Source organism: Streptomyces caeni (assembly GCF_042678285.1).
Classification (GTDB): Bacteria; Actinomycetota; Actinomycetes; order Streptomycetales; family Streptomycetaceae; genus Streptomyces; species Streptomyces caeni.
In genome coordinates this window covers 40,297-57,307 of record NZ_JBHUDX010000083.1, presented here as the reverse complement: position 1 = coordinate 57,307, position 17,011 = coordinate 40,297, and the positions used below count along the sequence as shown (strand labels likewise).

Here is a 17,011-nt window from a genome sequence, read left to right as displayed (position 1 = left end):
CCCCTGGGCAGCGCTCGTGCCCCACCACATATGGTCACCACCCATACTTCATAGTGGATTCGTGGGGTCGAACCATGTGGGTGCTTCCAAGAGCGCCTGCTTGATCCGGAACCGTCCGAACCGGTGCAGCTCCGGCAGCGCGTCCACCGCGAACCAGCCGACCTCCAGCGACTCGTCGTCGTTGACGCGCGCCTCGCCGCCGACGGCCCGGCAGCGGAAGGTGATGTCCATGTACTGGCACTGATCCCGGTTCGGGTACGTCACCGGGTCCAGCGCCTGGACGAGGACGACCCGGTCGGCGACGCACCGTACGGCCGTCTCCTCGTACACCTCTCGCACGACACAGGCCGCCGGCTGCTCCCCCGGCTCCGGGATGCCGCCGATCAGCGACCATCTGCCGGTGTCGGAGCGGCGCCCCAGCAGTACTCGGCCCTCGTCGTCGAAGACGACGGCGGTGACACCCGGGAGCAGCAGCAGCTGATGACCGGCGAAGGCCCGGACCGCTCGGATGAATTCGGGAGTAGCCATGGCGCGACCCTAGCGGGCGGGCTCCACGGCCCCTTCGTCATCGAGACGGACGTCCCCGTCACCGCGCCCACGACGGCGGCGGGCTGACGCTGCCACCGCCCAGCCGAGGCCGCCCGCCGCGACCAGCACCAGGACTGCCTCGGGCAGGGCTCCGAGCCGCGTGGCGGGCGTCTCGGAGGAGCGCAGCGGGACCTTCTGGACGAGCGAGTCGGCCACGAACATCGCCGTGTGCTGGGTGATCCTCCCATCCGGCATGATGACGGCGCTGACGCCGCTGGTCACCGGCACGGTGACGGTACGGCTGTGCTCCACCGCCCGGACGCGGGACATGGCGAGCTGCTGGTAGGTCATCTCGCTGCGGTCGAAGGTCGCGTTGTTGCTGGGCACCGAGATCAGCTGCGCGCCGTCCGTCACGGTCGTGCGCACCGTCCAGTCGAAGGCGGCCTCGTAGCAGGTGACGAGCCCCACCTTGGCGTCCGCCATGGTGAACACGCCCGGCTTGTGCCCGCGGCTGAAGTCCTGGCGGACCATCGACGTCCAGTTCTTGTTGATGACACCGAGCAGCGGGCGCAGTGGGAGGTACTCGCCGAACGGCTGCACCTGCCGCTTGTCGTAGGTGTCGACGGGTCCCTTCCGCGGGTCCCACAGGATCTGCTCGTTGTAGAGCCTGCCGTCGCGCTCGACGACACCGCCGACCGACACGGGCACGCCGATCGCCCTCGCGGCCCGGCTGATCACGGCGGCGGCGTCCGGGTTGGCGAACGGGTCGATGTCGGAGGAGTTCTCGGGCCACAGTACGAGGTCGGGCCGCGGGACCGTGCCCGCCCTGACCTCCGCGGCCAGGCGCTCGGTCTCGCGCACGTGGTGGTCGAGAACCGCGCGCCGCTGGGCGTTGAACTCGAGTCCGGAGCGCGGCACGTTGCCCTGGACGACCGCGACGGTCGCGGTGCCGTTCTCTGCCTCGTCGCTGACCAGAGTGCGCGCGGCGACCGCGCCCGCCACGGGAACGGCGACGCTCAGCAGCGCGGCGACGGCCGCCCCGCGCCGTGGCATGCCCCCGGTGCGCCGGCCGTCCACGACCAGGCGCACGATCTCGTACAGCCCGAACCCGCACAGCACGACCGCGAAACCGAGCACGGGGGTTCCGCCCACCGCCGCGAGCGGCAGGAACACGCCGTCCGCCTGCCCGAAGGCGATCTTCCCCCACGGGAAGCCGCCGAACGGCACACGCGCGCGTGCCGCCTCTCCCGCGATCCACACCGCCGCTGCCCACACCGGCCAGGCGGGCAGCCGGGACACCAGCGCGACGCCCGCGCCGACGAGCGCGACGAAGATCGCCTCCACCGCGACGAGCGCGAGCCACGGGCCGGAGCCGACCTCGACGCCGGTCCACACCAGCAGCGGCAGCAGGAAGCCGAGGCCGAAGAGGTAACCGAGGCCGAGGGCCGCCTTCCAGGTGCGGTCGCGCAGCGTCCAGCCGAAGACGGCGAAGGCCGGGAGGGCGAGCCACCACACGGTCCGGGGCGGAAAACTGACGTAGAGCAGCACTCCGGAGAGCGATGCGGCGACGGCCGGAACGAGGCGTCGTATGCGGCGGGCACCACGAGGCGCGGGTGCGACGCCGGGTTCGAGCAGTTTCGGCTCGCCCACGGAAGTTGTGCTGACAGTCACCCGGGGAGTGTACGGCGCGTGACCATGACGCCGACAGCGCCGCCGGTCCGGCGCCCCGGCCGGCTTGACTTCAAGCGCTTGAAGTGCCCGAGACTCGATACATGGCAGCGACACAGAAGGGGGCGGACGCCTCCCCGATGACGATCCGGGAGGTGTCCAGGCTCAGCGGTCTGTCGGAGCCGACACTGCGCTACTACGAGAAGATCGGCCTCATCGACCCGGTGGACCGGGACGAGAGCAGTGGTCACCGCCGCTACAGCGCCACCGCGGTGGAGACCATCGAGGCACTCGGCTGTCTGCGGGCGACCGGGGTGAGCGTGCAGGACATGCGGGCCTACCTCCGGCATCTGGCCGAGGAGGACGGGTCGGCCGGACAACTGCGGGAGCTGTTCCGGCGCAACGCCGACCGGGTCGCCCAGGAGATGGAGCGCATGCGGGTCCAACTGCGCTATCTGCAGCTCAAGGCCGATCTCTGGGACACGCGTGAGCGCGGCGACACGGCGGCCGAACGCCGTGCGGTGGAGGAGATCGTGCCGGTCGTGCGCGAGCTCCGCTGAAGACTCATCGACATACGCGGGAACGACGTGAAACAGCGAGCTGACAATGATCTTGTTCTGGTGACCGGCGGCAATGGGTACCTGGGATCGCACTCGGTGGCCCTCCTGCTGCGGGAGGGCCACCGAGTGCGCACCACGGTGCGGTCGCCCGACCGCGCGGCGGACGTGCGGGCCGCGCTGGAGGCCGACGGTGCCGACCCGGACGGGAGGCTGGAGATCGTCCACGCCGACCTGACGGCGGACGACGGGTGGGACGACGCGGTCGCGGGCTGCGCCCACGTCCTGCATGTGGCGTCGCCGTTCCCCGGCGGCCGGCCCGCCCATGACGACGACGTGATCGTCCCGGCGCGGGACGGCGCACTGCGGGTACTGCGGTCCGCGCGGCAGGGCGGTGTGCGGCGCGTGGTGCTGACCTCGTCGTTCGCCGCGGTGGGTTACAGCCGCAAGGCGAGCGGCAGGTACGACGAGACCGACTGGACCGACCCGGCCGACGACAACAGCGCCTACGTCAGGTCCAAGACCATCGCCGAACGAGCGGCCTGGGACTTCGTCGCCGCCGAAGGGAACGGCCTGGAACTGGCGGTCGTCAATCCGAGCGGGATCTTCGGGCCCGTGCTCGGCCCCCGGCTCTCCGCCTCGATCGGCCTCCTCAAGGCGATGCTGGAGGGGGCGGTACCGGCCGTGCCGCCCGTGTACTTCGGTGTGGTGGACGTCCGCGACGTCGCCGAACTGCACCTGCGCGCCATGACTCACCCCGCCGCGGCCGGCGAGCGTTTCCTGGCCGGCAGCGGCGAGGCGATCAGTTTCCTGCAGATGGCCCGCATGCTGGCCGACGGCCTCGGTGAACGGGCCGCACGTGTGCCGACCATGGAACTGAGCGCCGAGCAGGTCCGTGAGGCGGCCCGCACCGACCCCGCGCTGCGGGAGACGGCCGGCCGGCTGGGCGAGGTTCCCCGTCTGGACACCGGCAAGGCCCGCTCCGTGCTGGGCTGGGCGCCGCGCGACACGGCGACGACCATCGTCGACACCGCCGAGAGCCTCTTCCGCCTGGGCCTGGTGGCCTGGCCGGGACCCGGTCGCCTCCCAGCCGACGAGGGCACCGCGGCGCGATGAGGGTGCCCGGCCTTGTACGGCGCAGGTCCAGCAGCACGTCCTCGTCGGTGAAAGCCCCCCGGGGGGAGGCCCCACGCTGTTCGCACCCGCCCTGGATGCGACGTTATTGTGAAGTATGTCCCAGGCATGCCTGGTGATCGCCGACCGGCCGGAATCCTTGGTCGCCGGTGGGCGTGACTGGCGTTTCGGGAGAGGACCGATCGGGAGTCCAGCATGGCCGCGCAAGCCGCGCATCGCGAAGACCTCCGGGAAGGGCCTGATCGCGTTCGGGCCGACCGGCTGAGGCTCCTCGATGCCGTGGACGACCGTCTGGGGGACGCCCAGATGCTGCAGTGCGCCCTGCAGCAGGCGATGGCCGAGCTCGGAGCGCTGGGCGGCATGGCCCACATACGCGTGCGGGACATCACCCGGGGGCTGCGGCTGGTGGCGAGCAGCAGCCTGCCCCCGGCGTACGCCCGGCTCTGGGAGAACATCTCCGAGGACGGCCCGGCGGCCCCCGCCCGGGCCACACAGCGGAACATGGCCGCCTTCTCGCCCGCGGCCGCCGTGCCCGAACAGGCGTTCGGTCGCCGCACGCCCGCCGTCCCCCGTGCCACCGGAGTCCCACCGGACGCCGGGGTCGTAGCGGTGCCGATTCCCGGCCCGGAAGGCACCCTCGGCACCCTGTCCGTCCTCGTGTCCGGCCACCACGGACCCGTACCCGCCCAGCAGACGTTCCTCCTGGAGGTGGCCCGGTGGGCGGGGAGCCGGCTGCGGCTGGCCCCGCCCGGCCCGGAAGGCGTGTTGCCCGCGCTGCTGCAGGAGTCGGGACCGGGCCGGGACAGAGTGCCCGAGTCCGCGGCCGGAGGGAACTGGGAGTGGGATCTGCGCAGCGGGGACATGAAAGTGGACGCGGGCCTGCTCGACGCGATGGGCATCGACCGCGGAGACTTCGCCGACACGATCGAGTCCCTGGCCACCCACATTCACCCCGACGACCTGTCCTGGGTGGTGGCGGAGACCGACCGGACCATCCGCGCCCGCGGTCTGTTCGACATCGAGTACCGAGTGCGCGGCACGGACGGCGGCTACTCCTGGATACGCAGCCGCGGCCATACCGTCTCCGGGGAGGGCGGGGAACCGGCCGGCATGACCGGGGTCGCCTGGAACGTCACCGAGGCCCACGCCTCGCTGGAGTCGGTGGGCCGTGCCCTGCTGCACATGAGCGACGGGTTCCTCTCCGCCACGAGTGACGGGCGGATCAGGTTCGTCAACGCCGCGGCCGAGCGCGTGCTCGGCCCCGCCCGGTGCCTGATGGGCCGGTTCCTGTGGGAGGTACCGGCCGTGTGCGGGGTGCCGCGCCTTGCGGGCTGGTGCCGCGAGGCCGCCGCCGCGGGCGTGCCCGCCGAACACGACGCGCCGCTGCCGACCGACGGTCGCTGGAGCCATCTGCGGCTCATCCCCAGCCCCGACGGACTCGCCCTCTACATCACCGACGTCACGGAGAAACACCGGCGCGAGGAAGCCGACCGGGCCGCCGCCGAGCGTGCCTCCTTCGTCTCCGCGATCACCCGGACCCTCACCGAGACGGTCACCGCCCAGGACGTGGTGAACGCCGTCGCCGAGACCGCACTGCCGTTCTTCGACGCCACCGGAATGCTGATCACGGCAGTGGAGGACGGCCACCTCGGCGTCGTCGGCTCCGTCGGACTTCCACCCGATTTCCTGAACCGCTTTCCGCCCGGCCCCCTGGAACGCCTCCACGGCCCGCCGCCCACCACGCCGAGCGCCGCCACTCCCGTGGGCGAGGCGATCCAGACCCGCGCCCCGGTGTTCACCACGACGCAGAAGGACTTCGCCACCCGCTACCCGAAACTGGCCGACTTCGCGGCCGGTATGCCGCAGGAGACCCTGGCCTTCCTGCCGCTGATCGTCTCGGGCCACCCCATCGGCGGCCTCACCATCTCCTGGACCGGATCACGCAGCTTCGACGAGGACGATCACACGCTGCTGAACGCCGTGAGCGGCCTGGTAGCCCAGGCCCTGGGGCGGGCCCGGCTGTACGACTCGGCCACCACCCGCGCCCGCGAGCTCCAGCGCGGCCTGCTTCCCCGGGAACTGCCCTCGCTGCCCGCGGTCACCGCCGCCGCCCGCTATCTGCCCGCCGGACAGGGCGCCGAGATCGGCGGCGACTGGTACGACGTCATCCCGCTGTCCGCGGACCGGGTCGCCCTGGTCGTCGGCGACGTCATGGGCCACGGGCTGCCCGAAGCCGCCGCCATGGGACGCCTGCGTACGGCGGTGCGCACCCTCGCCCACCTCGAACTGCCCCCCGAGGACCTGCTGGCCCGCCTCAACGACATCGTCGGCGACCTGGGCAACGACCGCTTCGCCACCTGCCTGTACGGCATCTACGACCCCGTCACCGGGGAGTTCTGCTACGCCAACGCGGGCCATCCGCCGCCCGCCGCCGTCCTTCCCGACGGCACCGTCTCCTTCTTCCCCGCAGCCCCCAACCCGCCCCTCGGGTCCGCGGTCCCGCCGTTCATCACCGCCAGCTGCCGCCTGGCCGACGGCGGCGTGCTGGTCCTGTACACCGACGGCCTGGTCGGAGGGGTCGACCGGGACCTCGATCTCGGCATGGGCCGCCTCGCCCACGCCCTGTCCACCACCGGTTCCGGCGAGCGGGAAGACCTCGACGCCCTCAGCGACCTGGTCACCGCCGTGCTGCTCCCCGAGGGCAGCTCGGCCGACGACGCGGTCCTGCTGATGACCCGTGTGCACCGCCTCAGGCCCGACGACATCGCCGTCTGGGCCCTTCCCGACGACCCCGTCGCCGCCGGCCAGGCCCGCCGGCTCATCCGCGAGCGGCTGGCCGGGTGGGGTCTGGACGAGCTCACCATGACCACCGAACTGCTCGCCAGCGAACTCATCGGCAACGTCATCCGCCACGCCAAGGGCCCCATCCGGCTACGGCTGCTCCGCAGCCGCACCCTCATCTGCGAGGTCTCCGACTCCAGCCTGACCACCCCCCATGTCCGCCGAGCCGGCGCCACCGACGAGGGAGGCCGCGGTCTCCAGCTCGTCGCCGCCCTCTCCCAGCGCTGGGGCACCCGCTACACCGAATCGGGCAAGTGCATCTGGACCGAGCAGCTCATCCCGGACGAAGCGAACCGGGGCCGGTGACCGCCGGCGGGGCGGGCCGGGTGCCGTACCTTCCGGTCATGTCTCCCGTACGGGTGCGTACGCCTCGGGGTGCAGCCCGAACGTCCAGGCGACCCCCTCTCTGGCCTCCCGTGTCGTGGGGGGTACGCGGAGCCAGTAGGTGCGGTGGGTGCCGTCGGGTTCCGGGGTCGAGTTGAGGACCTCCACCATCACCGCCGGCTCGTCCCCCGGCAGTTCGATGCGCCAGAGGGTGCCGGTCTCGTCCCGGTGGACGGGCCGGGCGCCGGAGTCGCTCAAGTAGCGGTCGTAGCCGTAGTACTCGAGCATGACGCGCCGCAACTCGGCGTTCTCCTCGGCCCGTATCCGCTCCGGTGTCAGCGAGGGGAGCGCCGCCAGGAAGGCGGGCGGCACCGGCATGCCACGCCAGGCGTACAGGGCGAAGCCGTCGGGGAAGGCCAGAGCGGGACCGTCGCCGCGGTCGAGCCGGCCGGCCTCGTCGCGGTGCAGGGCCACGGGACGTTCACACACCACCGCCACCTTCTCGAACGGCCACCACCAGCCGGCGCTGCGGCACACCTGCGCCAGACCGTCGAGCGGCGGCCCGTCGGCGGCGAGGGCGGCCAGCCAGGGCGCGTCGTGCTGTCCGAGTACCGCGTCCAGCAGGATCAGCCGGAGCTCGGTCACGGTGCCCGGGTCGTCGGCGGCGAGGTCGTCGAGCACGCCCCCGCGGACCCGGTCGATCAGCGCCTGCGTGGCGTCCCACAGCCGGCCACCGGTCGCCGACCAGTGCTCCGACCAGCCCGCCGCACCCAACTTTTCGTGCACACGGCGCCGTTCAGCCGCCCACGGTGCCGTCCGCACCGCCTCACGCACACTCGGTCCCGGGTCGGCCAGGCCCCGCACCAGCGTCACACCTTCCCTCGGCGACCCCGCCCAGACCACGCGGTCCGGCCCCGCCAGCCCGGCACGCCGGTACGCCAGCCGTATACCGGCCTCCGCCGTGGCCCGGTCAGCGGGCCGGACGGCCGCCGCGCACTCCCGCCACTGCCGCACCGTGTCCGGGCGGGCCCCGTCCCCGTCGCCGCCGAATCCGCCGGCCGTCGCCACCCCGGTCGCCTGCAGAACCGTGGACATCGTCAACTCCCCCTTCGTCTCCTCTGTTGCGCCACCCACACCGATCACCGCGCCGTCAGTCGGCCACGATCCGCACGGACCCGGGGACGTACTCCCGCTGCCGGATCACCCGGTACCACCCTTGAGGCAGGGGGATCGCCGCGTGCTCCTCGTGGACGACCCGTCCGCCCTCGGGCAGGTGCAGCAGCAGCGGCCCGAACGGCCCCGGCTCACGCACGAGTTCACCCGGTCCGACGACCGCGTGGGCATGGCCGGTGACCTCTCCCAGGGCCAGCACGAGTCGGCCCCGCGGGTCACGCGGCTCCTTCTGCGCGTGCGGGACATGGGGCGGCACCGCCTCGTCCGCGACGGGCACGATCAGCACGTCTCCCTGCCGGTACATGGTTCTCCCCTCCGGCTCGGCGCACCGTGCACCACAGCCACACCGAGACAGTACGAGCCGCCACTGACAGCGGGCCGGGACGATGCCCCGCCCCGCGCACTGTCAGTGGCTGTTGCTAGAACTGCTGCACGCGTCGCGGACGGCGCCGCACGCGGCGTCCGGGATCACCGCGCCCGGCACCACCCCGAACCGAACCCACCGCACGTCAGGAGCAGTCCGCATGACCATCGGCAGCCACCTGGAGGAGCTGTACGGCCTCCCCGCCTTCACTTTCCCCGGCCCCGACGTGCCGGCGGAGCTACCCGAAGCCGGCACCGTGGCCTGGCGCGTCACCAGCGACGTGTACGACGCCGACGAGGAGTGGGAGGACGCGTTCGCCCGTTTCTGCTCCGCGGTCGACACGACGCGGGTCCGTGCCCTCATCGTCGGCGCCTGGAAGGAGGCGTACGACACGGCGCCGACCGCCGTGGTGGAGTCCCTGCTGGCGGCACGTGACCGGTTGCCCGCGCTCCGCGCGCTGTTCCTCGGCGACATCGTCTTCGAGGAGTGTGAGATCTCCTGGATTCATCAGACGGATGTCTCCGGACTCCTCGCCGGCTTCCCGGAGTTGGAGGAGTTCAGCGTGCGCGGGGGAACGGGACTGGGTTTCTCCGCGCTGCGCCACGACGGGCTGCGCAAACTGACCGTGGAGACCGGCGGTCTGCCCGTTGGCGTCGTGCGCGGCATCGGCGGCAGCGAACTGCCCGCGCTGGAACACCTCGACCTGTGGCTGGGCACCTCCTGGTACGGCGCCGACAGCGAGGCGTCCGACCTGGAACCGATCCTGTCCGGTGCGCGGCTTCCGCGCCTGCGCCACCTGGCCCTGCGCAACAGCGAGATCCAGGACGAGGTCGCCGCGGCGGTCGCGGCCGCCCCGGTGGTCGCCCGACTGGACGTGCTGGACCTGTCCATGGGCACCCTGAGCGACGAGGGCGCCGCCGCGCTGCTCGCGGGCCAGCCGCTGACGCATCTGACGTCGCTCGACCTGCACCACCACTACATCAGCGAGCCCCTCCGGCGGCGCATACGGGAGACGCTCGAACCCGCGGGCGTCGATGTGGACCTCGATCCGGACGACGCCGACGAGAACCAGGACGACGACGGCACGGTGCACCGCTATGTCGCCGTCGGGGAGTGACACGGGCCCCGGTGCCACGGCGCCGCGGGACAAGGAAACGGGCAAGCGAACGGACGGGAACACGGGCAGGAAGACGGACAGGGACAGAGACAGGGACAGAGACAGGGACAGGGACGGCGACAAGGATCACGGCGGCGCGCGCGTGCGTTTCGCGGTCGTCGGCAATCCGGAGAACCGCAGGGTGGCCCTGTTCGGTGAGGCCGTGCGCGCGGCCGGCCTGCCCGCGCCCCGCGTCGTTGCGTGGGAGTGGGCGCTGCGTTCGGGTGGAGCCCGCTTCGACGACGCTGAGGTCGTCCGGGTCGACTCGCCCGGCGAGAACCCCGTCGTCGACCTGTTGCTGCGCGGCGTACCCGACCCCACCAGGGTCGAGGGCTCGGCGCGCTGGTACGCCCGCTTCATGACGGCGCTGCGCGGCCTGCGGGGAGGCGTCCGCCTCGACGACGTGGACGACCTGGCGGTGCTGTTCGACAAACGGCGCTGCCATGCCGTCCTCGCCGCGGCCGGGGTGCCGGTACCCGAGTCGCCCACGTCGGGGCCCGAGGGCGCGGCGGTGCGCGGCTGGGACGACGTACGCGCCCTGATGCGCGGCCATCGGATGCCGCGGTTGTTCGTCAAGCCCGCGCACGGCTCCTCGGCGTCCGGCGTCCTGGCCGTCGAGTCGTCCGGCGGCGGCCGGGTCCGGGCCACCACCTCCGTCGAACTCGCCCCGGACAGCCGCCTGTTCAACTCCCTCGTGGTACGCCGGTACGAACGGGAGGAGCACATCGCGGCGATCGTGGACGCGCTGGCCCCCGACGGCCTGCACCTGGAGCGCTGGCTGCCCAAGGCGTCCCAGCGGGGCCGTGCCGCGGATCTGCGGATCGTCGTCGTGGACGGCCGCGCCACCCACGCGGTGGTACGCACCAGCGCCTCGCCCCTGACCAACCTCCACCTCGGCGGCAGCCGCGGCGACCTCGACGCCGCACGGGAGGCCGTCGAGAGTGCGGGCGGCCGCTGGGCCGAAGTCCTCGCCGTCTGCGAGCGGGCCGCGGCCTGCTTCCCGCGCACCCTGTGCGTCGGTGTCGACCTGCTGCCCGCCGTCGGCTGGCGCCGGGTCGCGGTCGGTGAGGTCAACGCCTTCGGCGACCTGCTGCCCCGGCTGACGGGACTGCCGGGCAGCGGGGCGGAAGGGCTCGACACCTACGCGGCCCAGGTGGCCGCCGTCCTGCGCGGCACCACCGCCGCTGCGCCCGGCACCGTCCCGTACGCCCGCCGGAGCGATCCGCACCACCAGCACAGAACGGGAAACATCCATGTCAGCGCCTGAGCCGACGCCCTTGCCACACGACCCGCGCGGTGGTCCCGGTGTGCCCGGGTCTCTCCCTGCGGCGGGCGAGCCGGACATGAACGAGATCGTCGGCAGCCACGACATCCTCCTGGTCACCCTCGACACCCTGCGCCACGACGTCGCCGCCGACCTGGCCGAGGCCGGACGCACACCGCATCTGACCCGCCGTCTGCCGGGCGGACGCTGGGAGGAGCGGCACGCTCCCGGCAGTTTCACCTACGCCTCCCATCAGGCGATCTTCGCCGGGTTCCTGCCCACGCCCGCCGCGCCGGGCCCGCACCCGCGCCTGTTCGCGGCGGCCTTCGCGGGCAGCGAGACCACGGCCGAGCGCACATATGTCTATGACACCCCGGACCTGGTCTCCGGCCTGGCCGAGGCGGGCTACCACACCGTGTGCATCGGCGGGGTCGGCTTCTTCAACAAGCAGGGCCCCCTCGGCTCGGTGCTCCCCGGACTGTTCCAGGAGTCCCACTGGGAGCCGGAGTTCGGGGTCGCCTCGCCCACGTCGTTCGAGTCGCAGGTCGCCTGCGCGGAGCGGGTGGTGCGCCGACTGCCGCACGATCGGCGCCTGTTCCTCTTCGTCAACGTCGCCGCCCTGCACCAGCCCAACTGGTTCCACCTGCCCGGCGCGACACGCGAGGACGGCGACTCACGCACGACGCATGCCGCCGCCCTGGAGTACGTCGACCGGCACATCGGCCGGCTGTTCGCCGCCATGAGCCGCAGGCGCCGCTGCTTCGCCATCGTCTGCTCCGACCACGGCACCGCGTACGGCGACGACGGCTACACCGGTCACCGCATCGGTCACGCATCCGTGTGGACCGTGCCCTACGCCCACTTCTTCCTGGAGCGTTCGCCCGTTCCCGCCGAGGCCGCCCGATGACCACCGCCACCACGACCGGCCCGCACCCGCACGGCGACCGCCTGCCGCCGGTGCGCCCCTACCAGAGCTATGTGTACGCCTACCCGCACAAGACCGCCTACCGCAGGCTCCCGGACCGCCCGCTCCTGAGCACGCTGTGGGCCGGGGAGCCCAAGGACGCCCTCTCCCTCTACCTGCACATCCCGTTCTGCGAGGTCCGCTGCGGATTCTGCAATCTGTTCACCCGCATCGGCGCCGCCGACGGGCTGACCGGCGCCTACCTGGACGCCCTGGACCGGCAGGCGGCGGCCGTGCGGGAGGCGCTGGGCGCACGGGAACCGGTGCGGTTCGCCACGGCGGCCTTCGGCGGCGGCACGCCCACCTTCCTCACCCCCGCCGAACTCGAGCGGCTGTGCGACATCGCGGAACACCGCATGGGCGCCGACCTGCGGGCCGTCCCGCTGTCGGTGGAGGCCTCGCCCGCCACGGCCACCGCCGACCGGCTTCAGGTGCTGGCCGCACGCGGGGCCACCCGGGTGAGCCTCGGGGTGCAGAGCTTCGACGACGCCGAGGCCCGTGCGGCCGTACGGCCGCAGCGCCGCGCCGACGTCGAGGCCGCCCTCGGCCGTATCCGTGACGCCCGGATCCCGGTGCTCAACATCGACCTGATCTACGGCATCGACGGACAGACCGCGGAGACCTGGCTGCGGTCGCTGGACGCCGCCCTGGCCTGGCGCCCCGAGGAGGTGTACCTCTACCCCCTCTACATCCGGCCCCTGACCGGCCTCGGCCGCCGCGCCGGGGACGCCGACCCGGCCTGGGACGAGCAGCGCCTGCGCCTGTACCGCCTGGGCCGCGACCATCTCGTCGCCCATGGCTACGGCCAGCAGTCCATGCGGATGTTCCGCCGCGTGGACGCACCGCCGCAGGGGGCGGACGACTACGCGTGCCAGACCGACGGCATGATCGGCCTGGGCTGCGGCGCCCGTTCGTACACCGCGGGGCTGCACTACTCCTTCGACTACGCGGTCGGCATGCACGAGATCCGCTCCATCATCGACGACTACGTCTCCCGCCCGGGCAGCGACTTCGCCCACGCCGAGTACGGACGGCGCATCGACGCGGACGAGGCCAGACGCCGCCATCTGCTGCAGTCGCTCCTGCAGGCCGAGGGCCTCGACGTCGCCGGCTACCGCGCCCGTTTCGGCGGCCGTGCACCGGCCGACGACTTCGGACGCGAACTGACCCGATTCGCCGAGAGGGGCTGGCTGAAGGACGCGGGCCCGCACACCTCCACCCTGCGGCTGACCCCCGAGGGCCTGGCCCATTCCGACGCGATCGGTCCTGAGCTGTTCTCACCGGCCGTGCGGGACGCCATGGCCGCCTACGAGAGGAAGTGAGGCCACGTCACATGGACCTGACCCTCCTCTACCGGGGCCCGCTGGCCTCGTGCGACTACGACTGCCCGTACTGCCCCTTCGCCAAGCGCCGCGACAGCCGGGAGCAGCTCCGCACCGACCGTGCCTGCCTGGAAAGGTTCACGGACTGGGCCGCGGCCCGGACCACCGACCGCCTCTCGGTCCTCTTCACCCCCTGGGGAGAGGGCCTGGTGCGCTCCTGGTACCGGCGCGCCCTGGCCGAGCTGTCCCACCACCCCCATGTCCGTCGCGTCGCCATACAGACCAACCTCGGCTGCCGCACCGACTGGCTCGCCGACGCCGACCTCGGCACCCTGGCCCTGTGGTGCACGTACCACCCGGGTCAGACCCCGTACGACCGCTTCCTGGCCAAGTGCCGGGAGCTGGCCGACCGCCAGGTCCGCTTCAGCGTGGGCATCGTCGGCCTGCCGGAACACCTCGAAGCGGCCCGACGGCTGCGCGCCGACCTGCCGGAGCATGTGTATCTGTGGGTCAACGCCGCCGAGGGCCACACCTACGACGACGCGCAGGCCGACCGGTGGACCGCGCTGGACCCGCTCTTCCCCTACAGCCGGTACCCGCACACGAGCGCGGGCCTGCCCTGCCGCACCGGTGAGTCCGTGATCTCCGTCGACGGTGACGGCACGGTCCGCCGTTGCCACTTCGTCCGCGCCGAACTGGGCAATCTCTACGATGGCACATACCGCCCGGCGCTGGGCCCGCGTCCCTGTCCCCGCTCCGTGTGCGACTGCCACATCGGCTACGTCCATCTGGAGACGCTGCCGCTGTACGACGTGTTCGCGGGCGGTGTCCTGGAGCGGATCCCGGCGTCGGCCCCACCGCCGCGCGCCCCGCTCCCCCTGCGCGATCACCGGGCTACGGGGTGACGGTCACGGTGACCTCGTAGCGTCCCTGGCCCGGCGAACAGCGCATCGCCTCTCCGCACGAGTCGCGTCGGGCGGTGACGAGCGCGGTGCCGGACCGGCGGGCGGTGAACTCCGCGGAGGAGACGCCGCAGCCACCGCCGGGCCGGCAGGTGCCGGCCGGGGTGGTTCCGGCCCCGGCGGGGGCCAGGACCCGCGGGTCCGAGCCGGCGGGGGTCGACCAGTAGGTGCTGTGCAGGCGCACCACGACGCGTGTGCCGGTGGGCACGCGGACCGTGGTTCCCCGTGCCCGTTCGTCGAGGACGACCGGCCCGGAGGGGGGTGTGGCCGAGGCCGCCGGGGCGGGACGGCTCGACGACGGCGGGGAGGCCGGCGGTCCGGCGGGACCGGACGAGCAGCCGCCCAGGGCACCCGTCGCGGCGGCTGCGGCCACGGCGGCGAGCCCGGCGCGCAGCGCGCACCGGGCGGGGCGGTGGCGGACCGGTGAACGGGGCATGGGCCCTCCTGTTGATGCCACCCGGACGGGCCGGAAGGACGGTGGTGGGGGCGGGCCGGTGACCCGCCCCCACCGTACGACGTGCAAGGGGTCAGGAGACGGTCACGTCGTCGTAGTAGGTGTACGTCGCGTCACCCACGTAGTTGTCGTCCTTGTTGGTGAGGGTGAGGGTGTAGTTGTGGCCCGCGGTCACCGTGCCGGAGACCTGCTTCCAGCCTGCGCCCTGGGTGCAGGTCTTGGCGAGCAGTGTCGTGGTGGTGCCGGCCGTGGTGTCCTGGAGCGTGGCCGTCGCCCAGTCGTAGGTCAACGTGTCCGGGCAGGTGACGTTGTACCAGAAGGAGACCTTGCTGGTGCCGGACGGCGCCGTGAAGCTCTGGGAGATCGAGGAGGTGTTGGTCGGGCTGCTCGAGCCGACCCGCGCGCCGTAGCTGCCGCTGTGCGCCGCCGAGGTGCTGGCGGAGGTGGTGCCGCTGGTGGTCCAGCTCGACAGGCTGCCGGTCTCGAAGGTGCCGTTGGTGAGGGTGCCGCCGCTGCTGCTGCCGCCCCCGACAATCGCGTGCGAGATGGCGCAGGAGTTGGTGTCGTTCGACCAGCTCGCCTGCTCGGCGAAGGTGCCGGTGCCCATGGTGACGTTGGCCGCCCCGCCGGTTGTGCCGGGCGAGAGCCAGGCGCATTCGTCGGAGTTCTCCTGGCCGTTGTACGAGCTGCCGGTGTGGTTGGTCCAGCCGCCGGCCGGGTTCTGGTCCGACATCATCTCCTGCCACTCGTGGCCGAGCGTCATGGTCCACCCGTCCAGTGTTCCGGGCGAGTTGACGAAGCCCACGCCGCAGCCGGCACCGGAGTCCATGTTGTACGGCTGGTTGCTGAACGCGATGTCGCCGTAGGAGGAGGACACCGCACCGCCGGTCAGCGTGGTGTCGCCGTTCCAGTCGTGCCAGGCGCAGTAGTTGCCCTGGTAGCTGTCCGGGTTGGTGTTGTGGGGCGACAGGATGACGTAGTAGGCGTCGCGGTTCGACGCGGCGGTGGTGTTGCCGAAGTGACCGGCCGCCTTGACGGCCTCGGCGCCCAGCTGGTGCCCGGTCGCGGCACTCGGGGACGCGGCCGAATTGTCGTACCACACGCCGGACAGTACGCCGCCGCTCTGGTACGGGATGAAGTTCGCGTTGGACGGGCAGCTGGTGGCGCCCGCCGACACGTTGGGCCCGTCGCACCACTGGGTGAGGTCGGCGGACCACCGCTCATTGCCGGTACCGATGTCCTTGAACATCTCCTGGGCGACCGGAGCCGCGCCGTCCGGGTCACCGGAGAACGTGGCGTCGCCATTGCCGTCGGTGCCCCGCGTGCCCCACTGGGAGCCGTAGAAGACCAGGTAGACCTTGGAGTGACCGCTCTGGACGCCGATGCCGTCGACGCCGCCGCCGTAGGAGAGCGTCTTCGACCCGGTCGCCGCTGCGGCGGCGGAGTGCTGGGCCGCCCAGGACTTCATCTTGGCGTGCCGCTGGATGGTCGGTATCGCGCCGTGCCGGTACGGGTGCTGGTAGGACGGGCTGTAGGGGTTGGATCTCGCGGTCTGGCCTGCGGCCTGGGTGGCGGCTTCCGCCTGGGGTATGGAGGCCAGTGCCACACCGGTGAGAAGGGACAGCGACGCGAGACCGGTCAAGGTCGCTCGGACCGCGCCGCGGATGTGGGGATCTCCCATGGGTGATGGGATCCTTTCTGCGTACAGACCCCGCCATGGTCCGGCGGAGGTCGACTGCGTGGGGCGTCTACGAGGCACATCACGGCAGGCATACCGGCTCCGGCCGTCTGCGCCGGAGCCGGTTCCGCCGCAGGACAGAACGAGAGGCCGCATCGGTACCGGAGTGGCTGCACGGGCGGTACGCCCGGCAACTGGGGAACCCACCCACGGTGTTGCATTCCGCGTGGAACTCTCGTACTGGACGGGACGGAAGCGAAAAGCAGCGAGGGAATTTCCGCTGCGTTATCGCTGATGGTTCGTGTGATGTGCTGTCAGACGCGGAGAAGCAAATCAGCAGTGACGGGTTCACGTCAATGGGACTCATAGTCTTCTTACAGAAAAGTGGCCGCGCCTCCCCTGTCCGCGACGCCGACCACCCCCGCCGAAGGACCGTCATCACTGGTCAGGCGTCAGATCGATGGAGGTGACCGGATGCCCCGGGCTGGTCGGCAGACCAGCGGCGGCAGGCCGCATATCGCCCTCTCGGCCCCATAAACGTCACGATTCCAAGGCCGTTGGAAAAATGAAGGAAACGCCCGGTCAAGAATTCGCAATCCATGGTCAATTGATGCACAGGGAA

At 72.1% G+C, this 17,011-nt stretch carries 14 protein-coding genes; 8 read left to right on the top strand and 6 right to left on the bottom strand.

Annotated features, from left to right (window positions below):
* Positions 1 to 48: 48 nt before the first annotated feature.
* Positions 49 to 528 (bottom strand): NUDIX hydrolase, encoded by a 480-nt coding sequence (locus tag ACFSL4_RS26790; RefSeq protein ID WP_381088034.1) that lies wholly within the window; start codon positions 526 to 528, stop codon positions 49 to 51.
* A gap of 9 nt (positions 529 to 537) precedes the next feature.
* A complete protein-coding gene (gene lnt, locus ACFSL4_RS26785) occupies positions 538 to 2,199 on the bottom strand; it encodes an apolipoprotein N-acyltransferase (RefSeq protein ID WP_381088032.1) in 1,662 nt (553 codons plus the stop codon).
* 101 nt (positions 2,200 to 2,300) lie between these two features.
* Here lnt and ACFSL4_RS26780 point away from each other — a divergent pair, with 101 nt between their 5' ends.
* The 3 genes from ACFSL4_RS26780 to ACFSL4_RS26770 all read left to right on the top strand — a co-directional run bounded on the left by ACFSL4_RS26780 (position 2,301) and on the right by ACFSL4_RS26770 (position 7,034).
* A complete protein-coding gene (locus ACFSL4_RS26780) occupies positions 2,301 to 2,756 on the top strand; it encodes a MerR family transcriptional regulator (protein ID WP_381088029.1) in 456 nt (151 codons plus the stop codon).
* 60 nt (positions 2,757 to 2,816) lie between these two features.
* A complete protein-coding gene (locus tag ACFSL4_RS26775; RefSeq protein ID WP_381088027.1) occupies positions 2,817 to 3,869 on the top strand; it encodes an SDR family oxidoreductase in 1,053 nt (350 codons plus the stop codon).
* A gap of 297 nt (positions 3,870 to 4,166) precedes the next feature.
* The gene (locus tag ACFSL4_RS26770; protein ID WP_381088024.1) at positions 4,167 to 7,034 is read left to right on the top strand and encodes a SpoIIE family protein phosphatase; all 2,868 of its coding nucleotides are present in this window, start codon (positions 4,167 to 4,169) and stop codon (positions 7,032 to 7,034) included.
* Between the two features lie 36 nt (positions 7,035 to 7,070).
* Here the strand turns inward: ACFSL4_RS26770 and ACFSL4_RS26765 are convergent, their stop codons facing one another.
* Positions 7,071 to 8,147, bottom strand: coding sequence for a DUF6745 domain-containing protein (locus ACFSL4_RS26765; protein WP_381088021.1), 1,077 nt, complete (start codon positions 8,145 to 8,147; stop codon positions 7,071 to 7,073).
* 55 nt (positions 8,148 to 8,202) lie between these two features.
* Positions 8,203 to 8,529, bottom strand: coding sequence for a hypothetical protein (locus tag ACFSL4_RS26760; RefSeq protein WP_381088018.1), 327 nt, complete (start codon positions 8,527 to 8,529; stop codon positions 8,203 to 8,205).
* Positions 8,530 to 8,749: 220 nt separating this feature from the next.
* On the opposite strand from ACFSL4_RS26760, the gene ACFSL4_RS26755 reads away from it, so the two are divergent.
* From ACFSL4_RS26755 to ACFSL4_RS26735, 5 genes are all read left to right on the top strand, one after another.
* Positions 8,750 to 9,706, top strand: coding sequence for an STM4015 family protein (locus ACFSL4_RS26755; RefSeq protein ID WP_381088017.1), 957 nt, complete (start codon positions 8,750 to 8,752; stop codon positions 9,704 to 9,706).
* A 142-nt stretch (positions 9,707 to 9,848) separates the two neighbouring features.
* The gene (locus ACFSL4_RS26750; protein WP_381088014.1) at positions 9,849 to 11,012 is read left to right on the top strand and encodes an STM4014 family protein; all 1,164 of its coding nucleotides are present in this window, start codon (positions 9,849 to 9,851) and stop codon (positions 11,010 to 11,012) included.
* 76 nt (positions 11,013 to 11,088) lie between these two features.
* Positions 11,089 to 11,916 carry an STM4013/SEN3800 family hydrolase gene (locus tag ACFSL4_RS26745; protein ID WP_381088011.1) on the top strand — a complete coding sequence of 276 codons (828 nt, stop codon included), beginning with the start codon at positions 11,089 to 11,091 and terminating at the stop codon, positions 11,914 to 11,916.
* Positions 11,913 to 13,295: an STM4012 family radical SAM protein gene (locus ACFSL4_RS26740; protein ID WP_381088008.1), complete on the top strand. Its 1,383-nt coding sequence runs from the start codon at positions 11,913 to 11,915 to the stop codon at positions 13,293 to 13,295. The genes ACFSL4_RS26745 and ACFSL4_RS26740 overlap by 4 nt, the downstream gene beginning before the upstream one ends.
* Before the next feature lie 11 nt (positions 13,296 to 13,306).
* Positions 13,307 to 14,200, top strand: coding sequence for an STM4011 family radical SAM protein (locus ACFSL4_RS26735; RefSeq protein WP_381088005.1), 894 nt, complete (start codon positions 13,307 to 13,309; stop codon positions 14,198 to 14,200).
* Here ACFSL4_RS26735 and ACFSL4_RS26730 read toward each other — a convergent pair.
* On the bottom strand, positions 14,190 to 14,693 hold the full coding sequence (locus ACFSL4_RS26730) for a hypothetical protein (protein ID WP_381088002.1): 504 nt from the start codon (positions 14,691 to 14,693) through the stop codon (positions 14,190 to 14,192). The genes ACFSL4_RS26735 and ACFSL4_RS26730 overlap by 11 nt on opposite strands.
* A 91-nt stretch (positions 14,694 to 14,784) precedes the next feature.
* Complete coding sequence (locus tag ACFSL4_RS26725) at positions 14,785 to 16,392, bottom strand: hypothetical protein (RefSeq protein WP_381087999.1); 1,608 nt, start codon at positions 16,390 to 16,392, stop codon at positions 14,785 to 14,787.
* Positions 16,393 to 17,011: the final 619 nt, after the last annotated feature.

What these genes read in the sequence shown, in the direction of transcription:
- ACFSL4_RS26780 (WP_381088029.1), top strand. Translation starts at nt 2,301, where the DNA reads ATGGCAGCGACACAGAAGGGGGCGGACGCCTCCCCGATGACGATCCGG.
- ACFSL4_RS26760 (WP_381088018.1), bottom strand. Translation starts at nt 8,529, where the DNA reads ATGTACCGGCAGGGAGACGTGCTGATCGTGCCCGTCGCGGACGAGGCG.
- ACFSL4_RS26740 (WP_381088008.1), top strand. Translation starts at nt 11,913, where the DNA reads ATGACCACCGCCACCACGACCGGCCCGCACCCGCACGGCGACCGCCTG.
- ACFSL4_RS26755 (WP_381088017.1), top strand. Translation starts at nt 8,750, where the DNA reads ATGACCATCGGCAGCCACCTGGAGGAGCTGTACGGCCTCCCCGCCTTC.
- ACFSL4_RS26790 (WP_381088034.1), bottom strand. Translation starts at nt 528, where the DNA reads ATGGCTACTCCCGAATTCATCCGAGCGGTCCGGGCCTTCGCCGGTCAT.
- ACFSL4_RS26735 (WP_381088005.1), top strand. Translation starts at nt 13,307, where the DNA reads ATGGACCTGACCCTCCTCTACCGGGGCCCGCTGGCCTCGTGCGACTAC.
- ACFSL4_RS26745 (WP_381088011.1), top strand. Translation starts at nt 11,089, where the DNA reads ATGAACGAGATCGTCGGCAGCCACGACATCCTCCTGGTCACCCTCGAC.
- ACFSL4_RS26765 (WP_381088021.1), bottom strand. Translation starts at nt 8,147, where the DNA reads ATGTCCACGGTTCTGCAGGCGACCGGGGTGGCGACGGCCGGCGGATTC.
- ACFSL4_RS26725 (WP_381087999.1), bottom strand. Translation starts at nt 16,392, where the DNA reads ATGGGAGATCCCCACATCCGCGGCGCGGTCCGAGCGACCTTGACCGGT.
- ACFSL4_RS26730 (WP_381088002.1), bottom strand. Translation starts at nt 14,693, where the DNA reads ATGCCCCGTTCACCGGTCCGCCACCGCCCCGCCCGGTGCGCGCTGCGC.